This is a genomic window from Pseudomonas bubulae (assembly GCF_900618535.1).
GTDB classification, from domain to species: Bacteria; Pseudomonadota; Gammaproteobacteria; order Pseudomonadales; family Pseudomonadaceae; genus Aquipseudomonas; species Aquipseudomonas bubulae.
Genome location: NZ_UYJA01000002.1, coordinates 588,405 through 607,050 on the forward strand (window position 1 = coordinate 588,405; position 18,646 = coordinate 607,050).

Consider the following 18,646-nt stretch of genomic DNA (forward strand, 5'->3'; position numbering starts at 1 on the left):
GCCACAGGTTTTTAGTGCGCTGTGCTGAAACGCCTTACACCTGATTCGGATTGCGGGATTTGCGCCGCTATGCTGCCGCTGGTTTGAAACATCACCAGGTGTTCGGCGGCAACGCGAATGCCCACTTCAGCGCCAGGCAAGTGGTCGGCATGACTCGGGAAGATCGACTCCAGCTGGCTGCCTGTCGGCAGTTGCAGGCGATAAAGGGTCGATGCGCCGAGAAATGTCTTGCCGATGATCCGCGCCTTCAAATCGCTGTCCGGTGCGTAGACGATATCGTCCGGGCGCAGCAATACATCCACTGCACCGCCCGTTGGCCAGGTATACGCACGGTTGCCACGCAAGACACCCAGCTCGGTTTGTACCGATTCAGGTGTCAGCAACTGGCCGCGAATAAAGTAGCCCTGACCGATAAAGCTCGCCACAAAGGGAGTCTGAGGTTCGTGGTAGAGGTTGTAAGGGGTGTCCCACTGTTCAAGGCGGCCTTCCTTGAACACGCCAACATGATCGCTGACAGCGAAGGCTTCTTCCTGATCGTGTGTCACCAAAATCGCACTGGTGCCACGGGCTTTCAGGATATCGCGCACTTCGTGGCTGAGCTTGCGGCGCAGCTCGCCATCCAGATTGGAGAATGGCTCATCCAGCAACAGCAGTTGCGGCTCGGGTGCCAGGGCGCGGGCCAGGGCAACGCGTTGCTGCTGACCACCTGATAACTCGTGCGCAAAACGTTTGCCCAGGTTTTTAAGGTTGACCAGCTCAAGCAGCTCTTCGGTCACACGGTCTTTGTTCGGGTGCTTGCGAATGCCGAAGGCAATGTTGTCGGCCACGCTCAGGTGCGGGAACAGGGCGTAGTCCTGAAACACCATACCAATACGACGTTTCTCGGGTGCCAAGGTGAAGCCGGCGCTGGAGATCACTTCGCCTGCCAGCCTGATTTCACCCTGGTGTACCGGTTCGAACCCGGCAATAGCACGCAATGTCGTGGTTTTGCCGCACCCCGAAGAGCCCAGCAAGCAGCCGATATCACCGGCATTGAGATGCAGGTTGAGGTTTTGCACCACGCTCTGGCCCTGATACCCACAGGCCAGATCACGAAGGTTTAGCAATAGCGGCTGACTCATGCGGATTGGTACGCCGGTTGGACAAGGAATTCGAGCAGCGCTTTTTGCGCATGCAGGCGGTTTTCGGCCTGATCCCAGGCCACGGAGCGAGGGTCGTCCAGCAGGTCGACGCTGATCTCTTCGCCGCGATGAGCAGGCAGGCAGTGCATGAACAGCACGTCATCGGCCGCCAGGTCGAGCAGGGCACGGTTGACCTGATACGGGGCAAACAGTTCGAGGCGCTTGGCCGTTTCGTCTTCCTGACCCATTGATGTCCATACGTCGGTGCTCACCAGGTGGGCGCCAATCACGGCATCACGCGGGTCGCGAACGATGGTAACGCGTTCGCCTGCCAGCGCCACGAACTCGGGGTTGGGCTCATAGCCTTGCGGGCAGGCAACACGCAGGTGGAAGTCAAACTGGATAGCCGCTTCTATATAGCTGTTGCACATGTTGTTGCCGTCACCAATCCAGGCCACGGTCTTGCCCTTGATCGATCCGCGATGCTCAAGGAAGGTCTGCATGTCAGCCAGCAGCTGGCATGGGTGCAGGTCGTCCGACAGGCCATTGATAACCGGTACGCGGGAATTGGCCGCAAACTCGGTCAGGGTGCTGTGGGCGAAGGTGCGGATCATGACGGCGTCAAGCATGCGTGACATGACGATGGCGCAGTCGTCTATCGGTTCGCCACGACCCAGTTGGGTATCTCGTGGTGACAGAAAAATGGCCTGGCCACCGAGCTGGATCATGCCAGCTTCAAATGACAGGCGGGTGCGGGTCGATGATTTTTCGAAAATCATGCCCAGTACGCGACCTTTCAAGGGTTCGAACAGAACGCTGCGCTGGCGCAGGTCCTTAAGCTCGATGCCGCGGCGAATCACGCTGACTAGCTCTTCGGGAGTGCAATCCATCAGGGAGAGAAAGTGCCTTGCGCTCATCATTAACTACCTTTTTTTGCAACGATCGCAGATGCTCAAGGCCGGGGTTTTCGGAAAAACGGGCGAGACCTGCGGCGAAAGCCGCACGGGGCGACGAAATAGGGGAAGGCGCGATCTTATAAGGAAATGTCGCGTCTTGCCAATAAGGGTCATATGTATAGAGGTTTGAGCGGGTCTTGCGCTGCATGAGCCACATCAGGCGGTTTGCCTCACCTCAGCTGCCCATTTGTACACTGCCGTGGCGTAGCTTGGCAATTGCGAGGGGGGGGCGAGGTCGTCGTATTTGTCATCGCTGGCGAGGAGCGACGGCTGCGATGGCGTTGGCAGCATTCCTGTCATGAGGCGGGGTTTAACTGCTCGCAGCCATCGTTTCTCGGCAGGGACAACAAGCTTTGTGGAGGGAGCAGGGGCATACTATTGTCTGTCGGGGAGACCGAGCGTCGCGCTCGGCTTTCCGTTACAATGCGCCACCGTGCCGACATCTGCGTCGGAAAGTTCAGCCGAGGTGCTCCATGGATATCATCGAAACTATTAAAGACCAGATTGCCAACAACACCATTCTGCTCTACATGAAAGGCTCCCCGAATGCCCCGCAGTGCGGCTTTTCGGCTAAAGCTGCTCAGGCAGTCATGGGGTGTGGCGAGAAGTTCGCTTACGTGGACATCCTCCAGAATCCTGAAATTCGTGCCAATCTGCCAAAGTACGCCAACTGGCCAACTTTCCCGCAATTGTGGGTAGGTGGCGAGCTGGTTGGCGGTAGCGACATCATGGCTGAAATGGCCGCTGATGGTTCTTTGCAGGCTTTGATCAAAGAAGCTGTCGAGAAAGCCGCAGCAAACAAGACTGAAGCCTGATATCAGTCGCGTCGTGACAGTTGTTTTGTCGCACGCATAAAAAAGCCCCGCCTCTGTGATAAACAAGGCGGGGCTTTTTAATGGGTGTTAGTTACTCACCCATTTGCGATTGCAGGTAATTCTCAATACCCACTTTGTCGATCAGGCCCAACTGAGTTTCCAGCCAGTCGATATGTTCTTCTTCCGACTCAAGAATATCTTCGAGCATTTCCCGGCTGCCAAAGTCACCAACTACTTCACAATGGGCAATGGCGGCCTTGAGGTCGGCGTGGCCAGTCTTCTCGATGCGCAGGTCACACTCCAGCATTTCCTTGGTGTGCTCGCCGATATGCAGCTTGCCCAAGTCCTGTACGTTTGGCAGGCCTTCCAGGAACAGGATGCGTTTAATCAGTTTGTCCGCGTGTTTCATCTCGTCGATGGACTCGTGGTACTCATGCGCGCCCAACTTCTCCAGGCCCCAATCCTGATACATGCGTGCATGCAGGAAGTATTGGTTGATTGCGACCAGTTCGTTGCCGAGAATTTTGTTGAGGTGCTGAATAACCGAAATGTCGCCTTTCATGGCTGGGGCCTGCCTTAATTAACTGTATATAGGGCAGAGTTTGATCCGCACCTTGCAGACTGTCAAACCTAAGTATTTGAATAATAAATGAAAATTAATCGGAATAAGAATGTTTGTGTTCCGCGTCTTGGGCCTAAGCACTTGAATTCTGGGCATAAAAAAACCGGACGCTATGTCCGGTTCTTTGGAATTGGTTAATCAGGCGACTGAAAATTCTGCCGGGAAACTCATGACAGCCTGGCTGGCTTGCAGCGAGGAAAGGGTTTCGCGAACCACTTGCTTGGCCAGACAGGCACATTTGCCACATTGGCTGGCAACACCTGTCGCTTCACGCACTTCACGGTAACTGCAGCAACCGTCGTAGATTGCGTCGCGGATTTTTCCATCGGTGACGCCAGTGCAAAGGCAAACGTACATAAATAAGAACCATCGCTGGTTGGGATTCAATGCCAAGGATCTTAATGTTAACGAGAATGATTGTCAAAGTACCTTGAGTCTCAATTGAGGGTCTCAGGCACTGTGCTGACGAACGGTTCTTTTGAGCGCTTTCGGGCGGGTGAAAAAGGGTGCCTGCCAGTTCCGACGAGCGGTGTATGATGACCGGTCTTTTTACCCGGGAGCTGATTGCCTGGCGTCGTTTTCAACGGCTGCCCAATCAGGTTCTGTTTTTCACGCTGCACACCAGGAGATATCCAATGAGCGTACTCGTAGGCAAACAAGCCCCTGACTTCACCGTCGCCGCCGTACTTGGCACTGGCGAAATCGTTGACAGCTTCACGCTGTCCTCCGCCATCAAAGGCAAATATGGCCTGGTGTTCTTCTACCCACTGGACTTCACTTTCGTATGCCCGTCCGAGCTGATCGCACTGGATCACCGTATTCCTGAGTTCCAGGCGCGCAATGTTGAAGTGGTTGCGGTGTCCATTGACTCCCATTTCACCCACAACGCATGGCGCAACACGCCAGTGAACAATGGCGGCATCGGCCAGGTGAAATACACCATGGCTGCCGACATCAATCACGCCATCTGCAAGGCCTACGACGTTGAAACCGAAGGCGGCGTGGCTCTGCGCGGCGCGTTCCTGATCGACGACAAAGGCGTTGTGCGCTCGCAGATCGTCAACGACCTGCCACTGGGCCGCAACATGGACGAGCTGCTGCGTCTGGTTGACGCCCTGCAATTCCACGAAGAGCACGGCGAAGTTTGCCCGGCCAACTGGAAAAAAGGCGACAAGGGCATGACCGCTTCGACTGCAGGTGTTGCGGCTTACCTGACTGAAAATGCTGACCAGCTGTAATCGTCAGTTTCAGGCATAAAAAAACCGGACCCAGTGTCCGGTTTTTTTATGGTGCGCTGTAAGCCTTTACGACAGAATCAGTCGTTGAAGTCTTTCCAGCCGCCCATTTGTTTCCAGCTGTTTACGATGCCACAGAACAACTCGGCGGTTTTCTCGGTGTCGTAACGGGCCGAGTGTGCTTCACGCCCATCAAAGTCGATGTCGGCGGCCTGGCAGGCTTTTGCCAGGACGGTCTGGCCATAGGCCAGGCCAGCAAGGGTCGCGGTGTCAAAGCTCGAGAACGGGTGGAAAGGGTTGCGCTTCATGTCCAGGCGCGCGACAGCGGCGTTGAGGAAGCCCAGGTCGAAGCTGCTGTTATGCCCCACCAGAATGGCGCGTTTGCAGCCATTGGCCTTCAGGGCCTTGCGCACACCGCGGAAGATATCGGTCAGGGCTGTCTCTTCACTGACGGCCATGCGCAGTGGGTGATCGAGCTTGATACCGGTGAATTCCAGTGCAGCGGCTTCGATATTGGCGCCTTCAAACGGCTCGACACGGTGGAAATAGGTGTGTTCGGGGAACACAAAGCCTCTTTCGTCCATGCCGATCGTTACGGCAGCAATTTCCAGCAATGCATCAGTAGCACTGTTGAAACCGCCGGTTTCAACATCGATTACGACCGGCAGATAACCGCGAAAGCGCTCTGCCATCGGGTGGCGTGGACCGCCGCCATGGCCGCCTTCGTGTTCGTCATCATAATGGTCGTCACTCACAGCTGTTCCTCCAGCAGGCGCCAGCGCAGTGTTTCACCGGCGCGCAGCGGAATTACGGTCAGCTCGCCGAAAGGCAGGCTGGTTGGGGCGGTCCACTCCTGGCGAACCAGGGTGATCTGTTCGTTGCTGGCGGGCAAGCCGTAGAAGCGCGGGCCGTTAAGGCTGGCAAAGGCTTCCAGCTTGTCGAGCGCATTGCGCTGTTCGAACGCTTCGGCGTACATCTCGATGGCCGCATAGGCGGTATAACACCCGGCGCAACCGCACGCCGCTTCCTTGGCGTGCTGGGCGTGAGGTGCCGAGTCAGTGCCCAGGAAAAACTTCTCGCTGCCGCTGGTGGCCGCATCCAGCAGGGCTTCCTGATGGGTGTTGCGCTTGAGGATCGGCAGGCAATAAAAGTGCGGGCGAATGCCGCCAACCAGCATGTGATTGCGGTTGTACAACAGGTGATGAGCGGTAATGGTTGCGCCGACGTTGGCTGAAGCCTCGTTGACGAACTGCACCGCATCCGCGGTGGTGATGTGCTCAAACACGACTTTCAGCGTCGGGAAACGATCTACGACGCGGCGCATATGCTCGTCGATGAAGATCTTTTCGCGGTCAAAGACGTCTACGCCGGCTCGGGTGACTTCACCGTGGATCAGCAAAGGCATGCCGACTTCGGCCATGACTTCCAGAACCGGGAAGATCGCGTCGATACTGGTTACACCGGAGTCGGAGTTGGTCGTTGCCCCGGCCGGATACAGCTTGGCTGCATGGACGAATCCGCTGGCCTTGGCCGTGCGAATGTCTTCTGGCTGGGTACGATCGGTGAGGTACAGCACCATCAGCGGCTCGAAGCGGCTGCCAGCGGGGCGTGCAGCCAGGATGCGCTGGCGATAGGCGTCGGCCTCGGCGGCATTGCGCACCGGGGGTACCAGGTTGGGCATGATGATGGCGCGGCCAAAAGTGCGCGCTACATCCGCGACAGTGTGAGGCAACACAGCACCATCGCGAAGATGTATATGCCAGTCGTCGGGACGCAGCAGGGTCAGGCGGTCAGACATTGGGGATTCCAGGCGGGTCGAACTGAGGTGAATGCTACCGGAAAAGACTCTGGCAGGCACTCGCTATCAAGTTTTGTGATTGCTGACCGATATCTGATGAGCATGCCGTAAATCTGTGGCCTGTTTTTTTGCCGTACAAGCCTGTGGAGCCTCCCGTGCGCCAGCGTTATTTCATCCTGCTCAGTATGTTTGCCAGCCTGCCAGCCATGGCTCTGACTTTTCAGACGCGGCTGGAGAATATCGAGTGGAAAGTGGAAGGTGACAAATTCGAATGCCGTCTGATTCAGCCGATTACCGATTTTGGTTCGGGTGCTTTTGTAAGGCGTGCAGGAGAACAGGCTGTATTTCGTCTTAATGCCTACAACTCAATGTTGGGCGAGGGCTCTGCCAAGCTGTTGGCCGCCGCTGCGCCCTGGCAACCGGGCCGTGGTGATATTGACCTGGGCTCGGTGCGTATTGGCCGTGGGCAGGTGCTTTTCAACAGTTCCCAGGCGCAGGCCGCCAACTTGTTTCGAGGCTTGATTGAGGGGCGCAGCCCCTTGATAAGGCATTATTCTCGTGAGGGCAATGTCTCGGAAGTACGCCTGCTCCCTGTCAGGTTTCGCCAGGCTTACGGCGACTACGAGGCCTGTACCGCAAAGCTTTTACCGAAAAACTTTGAGCAGGTCAGACAAAGCCAGATCGGTTTTCCCGGCGGGGGGATCGAACTGGACGCGGTGGCCCGGGTCAACTTGCAAGTCATGGTCGAATACTTGAAGGCAGACCCTACAGTCAATCACGTCATCCTCGACGGTTATTCCGATAATCAGGGCAATCGCTTGACCAATCGTGAGCTGTCGCGGCGCCGGGCATTGGCGGTAATGGAGTATTTCAAGCAGAACGGCCTGCAGGAGTCGCAGATCACGGTGCGATTCCATGGTGAGCAATACCCCTTGGCGGCGAATACCAGTCGGGTAAACCGGGCGAAAAATCGCCGGGTAAGCGTCCGCCTGGAACGGCTCCCTGTGCCTGAAAAAGCTGCGCCATCTGTAGGTCCCAGCAATCCAGCGGCTATTTCCTGAAGCAACGGTCTCGTCGCGTCTTTGATATAAACTGTCGCTTTGTCGTCTTAAGCTGTCGCGCCTCTGTAAATTCATAGCTGTGGGCGGTAGACTGTTCGGCTTTTCGAACAACCCGTGGAGTGATGGCATGGCGGACGTAAACAAGGTCGTTCTGGCTTATTCGGGCGGCCTGGACACTTCGGTGATCCTGAAGTGGCTGCAGGATACTTATAACTGTGAAGTCGTAACCTTTACCGCTGACCTGGGTCAGGGTGAAGAGGTCGAACCTGCACGTGCCAAGGCGCAAGCCATGGGCGTCAAGGAAATCTACATTGATGACCTGCGCGAAGAGTTTGTTCGTGACTTCGTTTTCCCGATGTTCCGCGCCAACACCGTTTACGAAGGCGAGTACCTGCTGGGTACTTCCATTGCTCGTCCGCTGATTGCCAAACGCCTGATTGAAATCGCCAATGAAACGGGCGCCGATGCCATTTCCCACGGTGCAACGGGTAAAGGTAACGACCAGGTTCGCTTTGAACTGGGTGCCTATGCCTTGAAGCCAGGGGTGAAGGTTATTGCTCCTTGGCGTGAGTGGGACTTGCTCTCCCGTGAAAAGCTGATGGATTACGCTGAAAAGCATGCAATCCCGATCGAGCGTCACGGCAAGAAAAAATCCCCGTACTCGATGGATGCCAACTTGCTGCATATCTCCTACGAAGGTGGTGTGCTCGAAGATACCTGGACTGAGCACGAAGAAGACATGTGGAAGTGGACCGTCTCTCCGGAGAACGCTCCTGACAAGCCGCAGTACCTGGAACTGACCTACCGTAATGGCGACATCGTTGCGCTGGACGGTGTTGAGATGACACCTGCGACTGTTCTGGCAACGTTGAACCGCATTGGTGGCGAACACGGTATCGGCCGTCTGGATATCGTCGAAAACCGTTATGTTGGCATGAAGTCCCGTGGTTGCTATGAAACCCCGGGCGGCACCATCATGTTGCGTGCTCACCGCGCCATTGAGTCGATTACTCTGGATCGTGAAGTCGCTCACTTGAAAGACGAGTTGATGCCAAAGTACGCCAGCCTGATCTACACCGGCTACTGGTGGAGCCCTGAGCGCATCATGCTGCAACAGATGATTGATGCTTCGCAGGTTCACGTTAACGGTGTTGTTCGCCTCAAGCTGTACAAAGGCAACGTGATTGTTACCGGTCGCAAGTCTGACGAGTCGTTGTTTGATGCCAACATCGCAACCTTTGAAGAGGATGGCGGTGCTTACAATCAGGCCGATGCTGCCGGCTTCATCAAGTTGAATGCATTGCGCATGCGTATTGCTGCAAATAAAGGGCGCAAGTTGTTCTAATACAGCTCGCCTGGTAAAGCCCCAGCCAATTGGCTGGGGCTTTTTTTTGCCTGCAATTCAGGTATTTGTTTGGGGGCGGGGTGAGTTAAGCAGGGTGAATCTGTGTGCGTCGGTGTTGTAGCTGATAATGGTTGTATGGTTGATGGATGACGTATGTTTGAAGTTGTCGATGGCCCGTCGAATAGTTTCCTGAGGAATACTGGAGTGCTGGTTGGTAAGCAGTAGCAGTACAGCATGTCTGGGGGGCGTGTTTTTATATTTGCGGGTTGCTTTGTAATAGATATGTAATACCTCTTCGGCAGTGCCTTTATGAGGGGAGAGCAAGTGCAGGTAGTTCAGGTCCATAAGATAAAGTGTTTTTAACTCTGAGCCCTCTCTCCATGCATGACTCTTGGCAAAGAATGTTGCGTGCGCTCTTTCGGGGGGTGGAAACGGGGGAGGGTCTACGTGGTGGACTCTTTGGCCTTGAAGGAAGATGTTATGGGGTCTGTATAAGCTGTACGGGGAGCCTGAAGGGCAGGCGGGTATAAATAGTTGTGCGGATGTACTTGTGCTTGCAAATGAATTGCCTTGCTTCAGGCAAGGGCCAGTCGGCTGAGAGAACCCTTCCGGAGTATTCTCGGCTTTGGATAAGTCAGCGGGGGTATAAAGTGTTTTGTTATTGAAGTTTAAGGTCAGGAAAAACAACGTGATCAAAAGTGATGGGAAAACAATCAGGAACCATACGTATATTTTTTGATGCTCACTGTCGATATAAGGGAGAGAGACTGCAGCGGACGCTTCCGTCAGCATTGAAAAAACAGCGATAACGGTAAGTGGGTGGTTGATTTTTATGGTGTTTTTTATCATGAAAGTGCCTTTTGGTAAAAGTCGGAATGATAAGGAAGAAGGCGCTTCTTGGCGGTGTATGGCCAGCTTGGAGTATCTGTGCAGGGTCAATGTAAGTCGGGTGATTGGTTCAGCGCTTTCTTCAGGGAGTTGCTAGCGCTTTTTAAAATTAGTCGTGTTTTTTTTAAGGCGCAAATCAATTGCATGAGATTGTGTCGCGCCTGGCTGGCGGAATTTATCGATTTCTTGAATAAGAGGTTTGTTTTTGTAGGGGGCTGTCGTTATCAGGTCGGACCTTGTTAAAGGGCGTTAAGTGTTTTTTGTAAAGGGTGTAAGGTTTTTAGTCAGTGACTGATTTGAATGATAAGTCTGAGAGGGGGTTGTAGGTGGATGAACGTATCTATCGAATATTTATTTTTATCTTGGTTGGGTTTGCCTGGGCGAACGTCTTGCCGTTATTTTAGCGTGATTTAATGCTTTAGGTGTTTTCCTAATGATTTGTAGTCCGATTCTGTAAGCATGAAATTGTAATATTTTCCCTTGGAAAAATAGTAGATTTAATTTGAATGAACATTGAGATTTGTCACTGTGTTTTTTGTGGTTTTTAATGTGGGTGGGGCATTTTATTTGGGCGGCAGGCCATGGGGGTGGGGTATGTAGTTGAGTTGTCAGGCTGTTTGGTCAGATTTTTGAATGTGTTTTATATCTGGTTTTTTGAATGTGTCTTAAGTGGGTACGATTTCGTTATCTGTGTGAAAGTGTTGCAGTTCTATGTTGGGTTTTTATTTTAATTCTCGGCGCTTTCTTGAGTTTCGGTCTTCCCATGTCTGGCAGCTTGTGACGAAAGTGTGTGGGGGGCGTTTCAATGGGCGATATCTGTAGGGTTGATCTCCAATATTTGTAGGAAATGTCTTTGGTTGTTGATGCTTGAGGGGGTGCTATGCCCAGTTTGTTGCGACTAGGCTATGGTGCTGGTTCTGAAAATTCGAACAGCGATAAATTGGAATGGCCCATGAATAAAGTGCTGATCGTGGATGATCATCCTGTAATTCGTCTTGCTGTGCGTATGCTCATGGAACGACATGGCTACGAGGTTATTGCAGAGACGGATAATGGTGTGGATGCTTTGCAGCTTACGCGTGAATATGCGCCTGATATCGTAATTCTGGATATTGGAATACCTAGGCTTGACGGGCTTGAAGTTATAGCGCGGTTGTCCACACCGGCAGTGCCTATCAAGGTGCTGGTGTTGACTTCACAAGCCCCGGGTCACTTTTCCATGCGTTGCATGCAAGCCGGTGCAGCCGGTTATGTATGCAAGCAGCAGGACTTGACTGAACTGTTGAGTGCAATCAAGGCCGTACTGTCTGGCTACAGTTATTTCCCGAATCAAGCCTTGCACTCAGTACGTTCAAGCTTGGGGAATGCCAGTGAGGCAGATATGGTCAATCGCCTTTCTGGGCGAGAAATGATGGTGTTGCAGCAGTTGGCACGTGGAAAGAGTAACAAGGAAATTGCGGATGGCATGTTTTTGAGCAATAAAACGGTGAGCACCTACAAAACGCGCCTTTTATTGAAGCTTAATGCCCGTTCACTTGTAGATTTGATTGAGCTGGCACAGCGCAATGGCCTGGTGTGAAGAGAGGGGCTTGAAGATGTAATACCCCAAGCCCCCTGAGCAAAAGCCTCCACAACAGGAGGCTTTTGATGCCGTATCTCCGGGATTACAGGTCGTATCCATAATCTTCCAGCTCTTTTCTGAGCCGTTTTTCTTCCAGCAGTGCGTCAATGGTGCGGCGTTTGGCCAGATTGGTTTTAGCGACCTCGACAACAGGCTCTACGACTTCGTCCGAATCGACGACTGCGAAATCTTCCTCTACTTCCAGTTCTTCTTTGCCAGTGCTCATTCAATTCACTCCAGGCTAAGACAGCTAATGGCGCCCCTTATAGCGATAATCGCTCGTTGGGTAAAAAAGATTTTCTCAATCGATCAGCCCATAGAACGCCTATCACTCAATCATCAGAGGTTTTTTCCTTGAAATCGCACAGGTCTTCTATGCGACAACTGCCGCACCGAGGCTTGCGCGCCTGGCACACGTAGCGCCCGTGCAGGATAAGCCAGTGATGGGCGTCCAGCAGGTAGGGTTTTGGTACGTACTTCATGAGGTTTTTTTCGACCTCCACCACGTTTTTGCCAGGGGCAATACCGGTTCGGTTGCTGACCCTGAAAATATGGGTGTCTACAGCCATTGTCAGTTGCCGGAAAGCTGTATTGAGCACAACGTTTGCCGTTTTACGACCTACCCCGGGCAGTGCTTCAAGCTCTTCTCGGGTCTGTGGGACCTGGCTGCCATGGCGCTCAATCAATAAACGGCAGGTTTCGATCACGTTCTTGGCCTTGCTGTTATACAGGCCAATGGTCTTGATGTAGTGCGACAGTCCTTCCACTCCCAGAGCGTAGATGGCTTCTGGTGTGTTGGCGACCGGAAACAGTTTGGCCATTGCCTTGTTAACGCTGACGTCAGTGGCCTGTGCAGACAGGATCACGGCGATAAGCAGTTCAAAAGGCGATGAATAGGCCAGTTCGGTTTTAGGTTCAGGGTTGTCTTCGTGAAACCGGCGAAATATTTCAAGGCGCTTTACGGCGTTCATGGTTAAAAACTTTCCTGAAGAGCAGTCCGATAAACGGTGGGGCGCTTATATGGTTTTTTCAAGTCTTGCCCGGATCCAGCGCATTGAGTGCGGATTCTGCCTGAGTGACAGTGTCAGCCAAAAGTGTCAGCTCGGTGCCGGACACCTCTTGGCCCATGGCTTTTTTAAGTTCGGCGCGGCGCATGGCCAGCTGGATTTTTGCCCGTTTGAGTTCGGCAGTATTGGCTATCGGTGCGGGTGTGGCGGCCAGGGGCATTGACTCCAGTTGAGCCAGTGCCTGCTGCGCGGATTCAAACTGCTGTTGCAGAATAACCAGCTGAGATTGCTGCTGTGCGGTTGGCGGATGCCCGAAGGCCTTCAACGATTTGTTCAATTGCGCGCGGGCCATGGCCAGAGTGACCTTGGCTTTTTTAAGTGCGGCGTCATTGAGGCTGCCTGATGCTGCCCCGGGGAAATCCGTTTGCGTGCCGCTGAGGGTTCCTGCAGGCGGGCGCTGGGCACGGGCAAGGCGTTCAGCTTGCCTGTGCAGCTCTTCGTGGCGCAGGCGTTCGTCGCGCGACTCGAAGCGCTTGCGGGCATGCTCGCGTTTCTGGTTACGGGCGTTGAACTGCTCTTCATTCTGAGCGAGGCCGCCGACAATCGGGATGACATTGGCAGGCAGCGGGTGCATTTCGATGCAGTCCACCGGGCATGGCGCAACGCAGAGATCGCAACCGGTGCATTCATCGATAATCACGCTGTGCATCAGTTTGGCGGCGCCAAGAATGGCATCGATCGGGCAGGCCTGAATGCATTTGGTGCAGCCGATGCATTCGGCTTCGCGAATATAGGCCACTTGCGGTGGGGCCTGGCCGCGATCGGTATCCAGTTGCAGTACGGGAACCCTGAGCAAGCTGGCCAGTGCAGCAATGGTTTCGGCACCGCCAGGCGGGCACTTGTTGATTGCCTCGCCTTGAGCAATACCTTGCGCATAGGGTTTGCAGCCAGGATGGCCGCATTTCCCGCATTGAGTTTGCGGCAGTAAAGCATCAATACGTTGAATCAGGCTCATGGTGTGATCAGTCCAGCTACAGCGGGTCGCATCTGGGCGACGCTCAACATGCGCAGAGATAAATAGGGGCGTGACGGTCAAGTGTGGGTGCAAGATCGTTCAGCTCGGTAAAGACGGCTGATTATCCGGCATGACGGGAGGGGCGGCTACTGATGAACAGCGTCTGGTGGCCTGCAGGCCACCAGACGGTGCAAAGGGGCAGTGTTACTTGATGCGCTGACCTGGCTTGGCGCCGCTGTCCGGGCTGAGCAGGTAAATTTCTTCACCGCCAGGGCCGGCAGCCATCACCATGCCTTCAGATATGCCAAAGCGCATTTTGCGTGGCTTCAGGTTGGCGATCATCATGGTCAGACGACCTTCAAGCTCGGCCGGGTTCGGGTAGGCGCTCTTGATTCCCGAAAACACGTTGCGTTGCTCGTCGCCAATATCCAGGGTCAGGCGCAGCAGCTTGTCGGCACCTTCAACCGCTTCGGCCTTGAGAATCAGCGCGACGCGCAAGTCCACGGCAGCGAAGGTATCGAACTCGATTTCTGCGGCCAGCGGCTCCTTGACCAGTTCGCCGTTGCCCTGTGGTGCAGCGCTGCCGGTGTCGGTCTGGCTGGCGACCAGGTCTTCTTTCGAAGCATCGGTCATGGCCTGGACCTTGACCGGGTCGATACGGGTCAGCAATGGCTTGAATGCGTTCAATTGGTGGTTGGCCAGCAACACCTGGTGATCGTTCCAGGTCAGGGGGTCGACATTCAGGAATGCCTCTGCATCGGCAGCCAGTACTGGCAGGACCGGCTTGAGGAAGATGATCAGCTGGCGGAAGAGGTTGATGCCCAGTGCGCAGACCGCCTGAACTTCAGCTTGCTTGCCTTCAACTTTGGCCATTGCCCAAGGAGCCTTGTCAGCGATCCAGGCGTTGGCACGGTCGGCCAACGCCATGATTTCACGCATGGCACGGGCGAAGTCACGGGCTTCATAGGCCTCGGCAATGCTGGGTGCGGCGGCCAGGAACGCTTCGGTCAGTTCGGGAGCAGCATTGCCCTCGACCATCACACCGGCGTTACCCTTGTGAATAAAGCCTGCACAACGACTGGCGATATTGACCACTTTGCCGACAAGGTCCGAGTTGACCTTCTGTACGAAGTCTTCCAGGTTCAGGTCCAGGTCATCAACCCCGCGACCCAGCTTGGAGGCGTAGTAGTAGCGCAGGTATTCCGGTGCCAGGTGGTCCAGGTAGGTGCGGGCCTTGATAAAGGTGCCGCGGGATTTGGACATCTTCTGGCCGTTGACGGTCAGGTAACCGTGAACGTTGATGGCAGTAGGCTTGCGATAGCCTGCGCCTTCGAGCATGGCTGGCCAGAACAGGGCGTGGAAGTTAACGATGTCCTTGCCGATAAAATGGTACAGCTCGGCGGTGGAGTCCTTGGCCCAGTACGCGTCGAAGTCCAGATCCGGACGGCGGGCGCAGAGGTTCTTGAAACTGGCCATGTAGCCGATTGGTGCGTCCAGCCATACATAGAAGTACTTGCCTGGCGCGTCCGGGATCTCGAAGCCGAAGTACGGCGCATCGCGGGAGATATCCCACTGTTGCAGGCCGGTATCCAGCCATTCGGCGATCTTGTTGGCTACAGCATCCTGCAGGGCGCCGCTGCGGGTCCAGCTTTTGAGCATGGCATCGAAGTCGGGCAGCTTGAAGAAGAAGTGCTCGGAATCCTTGAGCACCGGAGTGGCGCCGGAGATGGCGGACTTGGGATTCTTCAGATCGGTTGGCGCGTAGGTGGCGCCGCATTTTTCGCAGTTGTCGCCGTACTGATCGTCAGTGCCGCATTTAGGGCAGGTGCCCTTGATGAAGCGGTCGGCCAGGAACATTTTCTTTTCCGGGTCGAAGTACTGGGTGATCGAGCGGGTAGCGATATGCCCGGCTTCGCGCAGCTTGATGTAGATCGCACTCGACAGCTCACGGTTTTCTTCGGCGTGGGTCGAGTGGAAGTTGTCGAAATCGACGAGGAACTCGGCAAAGTCGGCGCTGTGTTCAGCCTGGACGTTGGCGATCAGTTGCTCGGGGGTGATGCCTTCTTTCTCGGCGCGCAACATGATGGCCGAGCCGTGGGCATCGTCTGCGCAGACATAAGTGCACTGATTGCCGCGAAGTTTCTGGAAGCGCACCCACATATCAGTCTGGATGTACTCAAGCATATGGCCAAGGTGAATTGAACCATTGGCATAGGGCAGGGCGCTGGTGACTAAGATATTGCGTGGCTCGGACATGGGGCTCGGCTACTTGATGAGACGGTGGTCGGCCACTATAAAGCGCCGGGCAATATATTTCACCCCGTGCTGGCGTATCTGATCGTTTGTGCTGTTTTTGTGCGGTTCAAAAGCCTGCTGCCGGTGGTTTATTACAGGTACGATAGCGGCCTGTTTTACTCAGTCTTTACGGGAGTTGCCCATGAGCGCAGTTAATCGCGCAGCGGTGGAGGCCGTCCTTCGCCAATACACCGACCCTTATCTGAATCAGGATCCGGTCAGTGCCGGATGCATCCGCAACATAGAGGTTCAGGGTGAGCGCGTCAGTGTTCAGCTTGAACTGGGTTATGCCGCCGGTCTGTTCAAGGGTGGCTGGGCGCAGATCCTGCAAACCGCCATCGAAAACATGGATGGCGTGACCTCGGCCAAGGTCGAGATCAACTGCGTGATTGCGGCGCACAAGGCGCAGGCGCAAATCCCGGGCCTGGCCAATGTGAAGAACATTGTGGCCGTGGCTTCCGGCAAGGGCGGTGTCGGCAAGTCCACCACCGCAGCCAACCTGGCACTGGCGCTGGCCCGTGAAGGTGCGCGGGTGGGGATTCTGGACGCGGATATTTATGGTCCGAGCCAGGGCGTGATGTTTGGCATCGCTGAAGGTACGCGGCCGAAGATTCGTGATCAGAAGTGGTTCGTGCCCATCGAAGCCCATGGCGTTGAAGTCATGTCGATGGCCTTTTTGACTGACGACAACACGCCGATGGTGTGGCGCGGTCCGATGGTGTCGGGTGCGTTGCTGCAGCTGGTGACACAAACGGCCTGGAATGACCTTGATTACCTGGTCATTGATATGCCACCGGGTACCGGCGATATCCAGCTGACCCTGGCACAGAAAGTCCCGGTGACCGGGTCGGTGATTGTGACCACGCCGCAGGATCTGGCTTTGCTGGATGCACGCAAGGGTGTCGAGATGTTCCGCAAGGTCAACATTCCGGTGCTGGGTGTCGTGGAGAACATGGCGGTACACATTTGCTCGAACTGTGGTCACGCAGAGCATCTGTTCGGTGAGGGTGGGGGGGAGAAGCTGGCAACGCAATATGGCGTTGAGGTGCTGGCCTCGCTGCCGCTGTCGATGGAAATCCGCGAGCAGGCCGACAATGGCAAGCCAACAGCGGTGGCTGACCCCAACAGCCCGGTTGCCTTGATCTATCAGGAGCTGGCCCGACAGGTGGGTGCGCGTATTGTCCTGCATGAAGCGGCTTCGCAGGCTATGCCGACCATTACGACCACTGACGACTGAATTGCGATGCAATACCTGTAGTCGCTGACGAGGTACGAGGCTGCGATAAGGCCCCCAGGGCCTTCAGAAATTGGGGCCGCTATGCAGCCCATCGCCGCCTCGTGCCTCTTCAGCGACTACAAAATCGTGCCTGGGTTTATTACGGGCATAAAAAAACCCCGCTTTTAAGGGCGGGGTTTTTTACTGGATCAGTACAAGTTAGATAACTTGAACTTCCTCAGCTTGCATGCCTTTCTGACCGCGAGTAGCGATGAAAGAAACCTGTTGGCCTTCTTTCAGGCTTTTGAAGCCGTCGGATTGGATTGCTTTGAAGTGAACAAACAGGTCGTCACCGGATTGTGGAGTGATGAAGCCGAAGCCTTTTTCATCGTTGAACCACTTAACGGTACCAGTTTGGCGATTAGACATGGTGTAACTCCTTGAACAAAGATAACTGCGACGCAGGAAAAGCCCTGGCCGAGACTGAGTGCAAAGAGCAGGAAAAATTCTTGGAGATGGTTGGATCGAAATTCAACATATCGTGTAGAGATTCTCAGTGACACAAGCAACACAGTGGCGCCACCTTAACGCTTTTTTCCGAACGTGCAAAGGGTCTTTGCGAAGGATTATCCAAAAACGTGACTGACGGTTGCCCTCACACCCTGTATTCAGGGGATCTCAAGCTAATTTCGATATTTTTTCCCCAGATTTTTGAACAGGGCCTTGGGGGGCGGTAAGATGCCCAACAGAATTTTCTACCTCGCTATTCAGGACACCCGCCATGAGCATCAAACCAGACAAGTGGATTCGCCGCATGGCGCAAGAGCACGGCATGATCGAACCTTTCGTCGAGCGTCAGGTGCGTGAAGAAGGCGAGAACCGTCTGATCTCCTACGGCGTTTCGAGCTACGGCTATGACGTTCGTTGCGCAAACGAGTTCAAGGTCTTCACCAATATCAACTCGGCGACCGTTGATCCAAAAAATTTCGACGCGGGCAGCTTTGTCGATGTCACCAGCGACGTTTGCATCATCCCGCCAAACTCCTTCGCCCTGGCACGCACCGTTGAGTACTTCCGTATTCCGCGCAATGTGCTGACCATCTGCCTGGGTAAAAGTACCTACGCGCGTTGCGGCATCATCGTTAACGTGACGCCACTTGAGCCCGAGTGGGAAGGTCATGTGACCCTGGAGTTTTCCAACACCACGACATTGCCGGCCAAGATCTACGCCAATGAAGGCGTGGCACAAATGCTGTTCTTCGAATCTGACGAAGAGTGTGAAGTGTCGTACAAGGACCGTGGCGGCAAGTATCAGGGCCAGCGCGGCGTGACCTTGCCTCGCACCTGACGAACAGAGGGAATTCTTGAGCGCAAATGCACTCTATTGAGTGTATTTCCGGTTACGCATCCAGCGAGCCGGATCATCGCTCAGGAGTGCCTTATGAAGATTGATCCGAGTATCCGCGCCCAACTGGCAAACCTCGAGCCCAATCAGGTCGGGCTGCTGGCCTGGTCTCTGCTGGCCTTTCCACAGCTGCATGCAGGTGGCATCCCCGGCCAGCCTGACCCGGACAGCCCGCAACCGATCGAGCCCGAACCAGGCGTGCCAACGCTGCCTGACGAGCCTCCGCCTGCGCCGGTTGCCTGATCC

At 54.8% G+C, this 18,646-nt stretch carries 20 protein-coding genes; 8 read left to right on the plus strand and 12 right to left on the minus strand.

Annotated features, from left to right (window positions below; genetic code table 11):
- Nucleotides 1-11: 11 nt before the first annotated feature.
- Together PPTH39_RS09385 and argF are read right to left on the minus strand one after the other, a co-directional pair.
- Complete coding sequence (locus PPTH39_RS09385; protein ID WP_095001404.1) at nt 12-1,121, minus strand: ABC transporter ATP-binding protein; 1,110 nt, start codon at nt 1,119-1,121, stop codon at nt 12-14.
- Entirely contained in the window at nt 1,118-2,038 is a 921-nt protein-coding gene (gene argF, locus PPTH39_RS09390) for an ornithine carbamoyltransferase (protein WP_130871904.1), read from the minus strand. The genes PPTH39_RS09385 and argF overlap by 4 nt, the downstream gene beginning before the upstream one ends.
- Nucleotides 2,039-2,550: 512 nt before the next feature.
- Here argF and grxD point away from each other — a divergent pair.
- Nucleotides 2,551-2,892 carry a Grx4 family monothiol glutaredoxin gene (grxD, locus tag PPTH39_RS09395; protein WP_016779691.1) on the plus strand — a complete coding sequence of 114 codons (342 nt, stop codon included), beginning with the start codon at nt 2,551-2,553 and terminating at the stop codon, nt 2,890-2,892.
- 91 nt (nt 2,893-2,983) lie between these two features.
- Here grxD and bfr read toward each other — a convergent pair whose 3' ends face one another.
- Nucleotides 2,984-3,454 (minus strand): bacterioferritin, encoded by a 471-nt coding sequence (gene bfr / locus PPTH39_RS09400; RefSeq protein ID WP_016779692.1) that lies wholly within the window; start codon nt 3,452-3,454, stop codon nt 2,984-2,986.
- A gap of 198 nt (nt 3,455-3,652) precedes the next feature.
- Entirely contained in the window at nt 3,653-3,871 is a 219-nt protein-coding gene (locus tag PPTH39_RS09405; protein ID WP_016779693.1) for a bacterioferritin-associated ferredoxin, read from the minus strand.
- A 278-nt stretch (nt 3,872-4,149) separates the two neighbouring features.
- On the opposite strand from PPTH39_RS09405, the gene PPTH39_RS09410 reads away from it, so the two are divergent.
- On the plus strand, nt 4,150-4,752 hold the full coding sequence (locus tag PPTH39_RS09410; RefSeq protein ID WP_095001402.1) for a peroxiredoxin: 603 nt from the start codon (nt 4,150-4,152) through the stop codon (nt 4,750-4,752).
- A 77-nt stretch (nt 4,753-4,829) separates the two neighbouring features.
- Here the strand turns inward: PPTH39_RS09410 and rnt are convergent, their stop codons facing one another.
- Together rnt and pyrC are read right to left on the minus strand one after the other, a co-directional pair.
- A complete protein-coding gene (gene rnt / locus PPTH39_RS09415; RefSeq protein WP_016779695.1) occupies nt 4,830-5,504 on the minus strand; it encodes a ribonuclease T in 675 nt (224 codons plus the stop codon).
- On the minus strand, nt 5,501-6,547 hold the full coding sequence (gene pyrC, locus PPTH39_RS09420; protein WP_095001401.1) for a dihydroorotase: 1,047 nt from the start codon (nt 6,545-6,547) through the stop codon (nt 5,501-5,503). Before pyrC ends, rnt begins: the two co-directional genes overlap by 4 nt.
- A gap of 155 nt (nt 6,548-6,702) precedes the next feature.
- Between pyrC and PPTH39_RS09425 the strand changes: the two genes are divergently transcribed.
- On the plus strand, nt 6,703-7,608 hold the full coding sequence (locus PPTH39_RS09425; RefSeq protein ID WP_095001400.1) for a flagellar protein MotY: 906 nt from the start codon (nt 6,703-6,705) through the stop codon (nt 7,606-7,608).
- 127 nt (nt 7,609-7,735) lie between these two features.
- The gene (locus PPTH39_RS09430) at nt 7,736-8,953 is read left to right on the plus strand and encodes an argininosuccinate synthase (protein WP_016779698.1); all 1,218 of its coding nucleotides are present in this window, start codon (nt 7,736-7,738) and stop codon (nt 8,951-8,953) included.
- Nucleotides 8,954-9,010: 57 nt separating this feature from the next.
- Here PPTH39_RS09430 and PPTH39_RS09435 read toward each other — a convergent pair whose 3' ends face one another.
- On the minus strand, nt 9,011-9,802 hold the full coding sequence (locus PPTH39_RS09435; protein ID WP_130871905.1) for a hypothetical protein: 792 nt from the start codon (nt 9,800-9,802) through the stop codon (nt 9,011-9,013).
- Between the two features lie 991 nt (nt 9,803-10,793).
- Here PPTH39_RS09435 and PPTH39_RS09440 point away from each other — a divergent pair.
- Entirely contained in the window at nt 10,794-11,420 is a 627-nt protein-coding gene (locus tag PPTH39_RS09440; protein ID WP_095002959.1) for a response regulator transcription factor, read from the plus strand.
- A gap of 85 nt (nt 11,421-11,505) precedes the next feature.
- Here PPTH39_RS09440 and PPTH39_RS09445 read toward each other — a convergent pair whose 3' ends face one another.
- The 4 genes from PPTH39_RS09445 to metG form a co-directional block, all read right to left on the minus strand.
- Entirely contained in the window at nt 11,506-11,688 is a 183-nt protein-coding gene (locus PPTH39_RS09445; RefSeq protein WP_016779702.1) for a PA3496 family putative envelope integrity protein, read from the minus strand.
- 106 nt (nt 11,689-11,794) lie between these two features.
- The gene (gene nth, locus PPTH39_RS09450; protein WP_095002960.1) at nt 11,795-12,433 is read right to left on the minus strand and encodes an endonuclease III; all 639 of its coding nucleotides are present in this window, start codon (nt 12,431-12,433) and stop codon (nt 11,795-11,797) included.
- Between the two features lie 58 nt (nt 12,434-12,491).
- Nucleotides 12,492-13,484 (minus strand): electron transport complex subunit RsxB, encoded by a 993-nt coding sequence (gene rsxB / locus PPTH39_RS09455; protein ID WP_130871906.1) that lies wholly within the window; start codon nt 13,482-13,484, stop codon nt 12,492-12,494.
- 204 nt (nt 13,485-13,688) lie between these two features.
- Entirely contained in the window at nt 13,689-15,740 is a 2,052-nt protein-coding gene (gene metG / locus PPTH39_RS09460; protein WP_095019461.1) for a methionine--tRNA ligase, read from the minus strand.
- A 181-nt stretch (nt 15,741-15,921) separates the two neighbouring features.
- Here metG and apbC point away from each other — a divergent pair, with 181 nt between their 5' ends.
- Nucleotides 15,922-17,016, plus strand: a complete 1,095-nt coding sequence (gene apbC, locus PPTH39_RS09465) for an iron-sulfur cluster carrier protein ApbC (protein WP_095002963.1) — start codon at nt 15,922-15,924, stop codon at nt 17,014-17,016.
- A 198-nt stretch (nt 17,017-17,214) separates the two neighbouring features.
- On the opposite strand, the gene PPTH39_RS09470 is transcribed toward apbC, so the two are convergent.
- Nucleotides 17,215-17,424, minus strand: coding sequence for a cold-shock protein (locus PPTH39_RS09470; protein ID WP_002554837.1), 210 nt, complete (start codon nt 17,422-17,424; stop codon nt 17,215-17,217).
- 352 nt (nt 17,425-17,776) lie between these two features.
- On the opposite strand from PPTH39_RS09470, the gene dcd reads away from it, so the two are divergent.
- Entirely contained in the window at nt 17,777-18,343 is a 567-nt protein-coding gene (dcd, locus tag PPTH39_RS09475; RefSeq protein ID WP_016779707.1) for a dCTP deaminase, read from the plus strand.
- Between the two features lie 93 nt (nt 18,344-18,436).
- A complete protein-coding gene (locus PPTH39_RS09480; RefSeq protein ID WP_095002964.1) occupies nt 18,437-18,643 on the plus strand; it encodes a hypothetical protein in 207 nt (68 codons plus the stop codon).
- Nucleotides 18,644-18,646 lie beyond the last annotated feature (3 nt).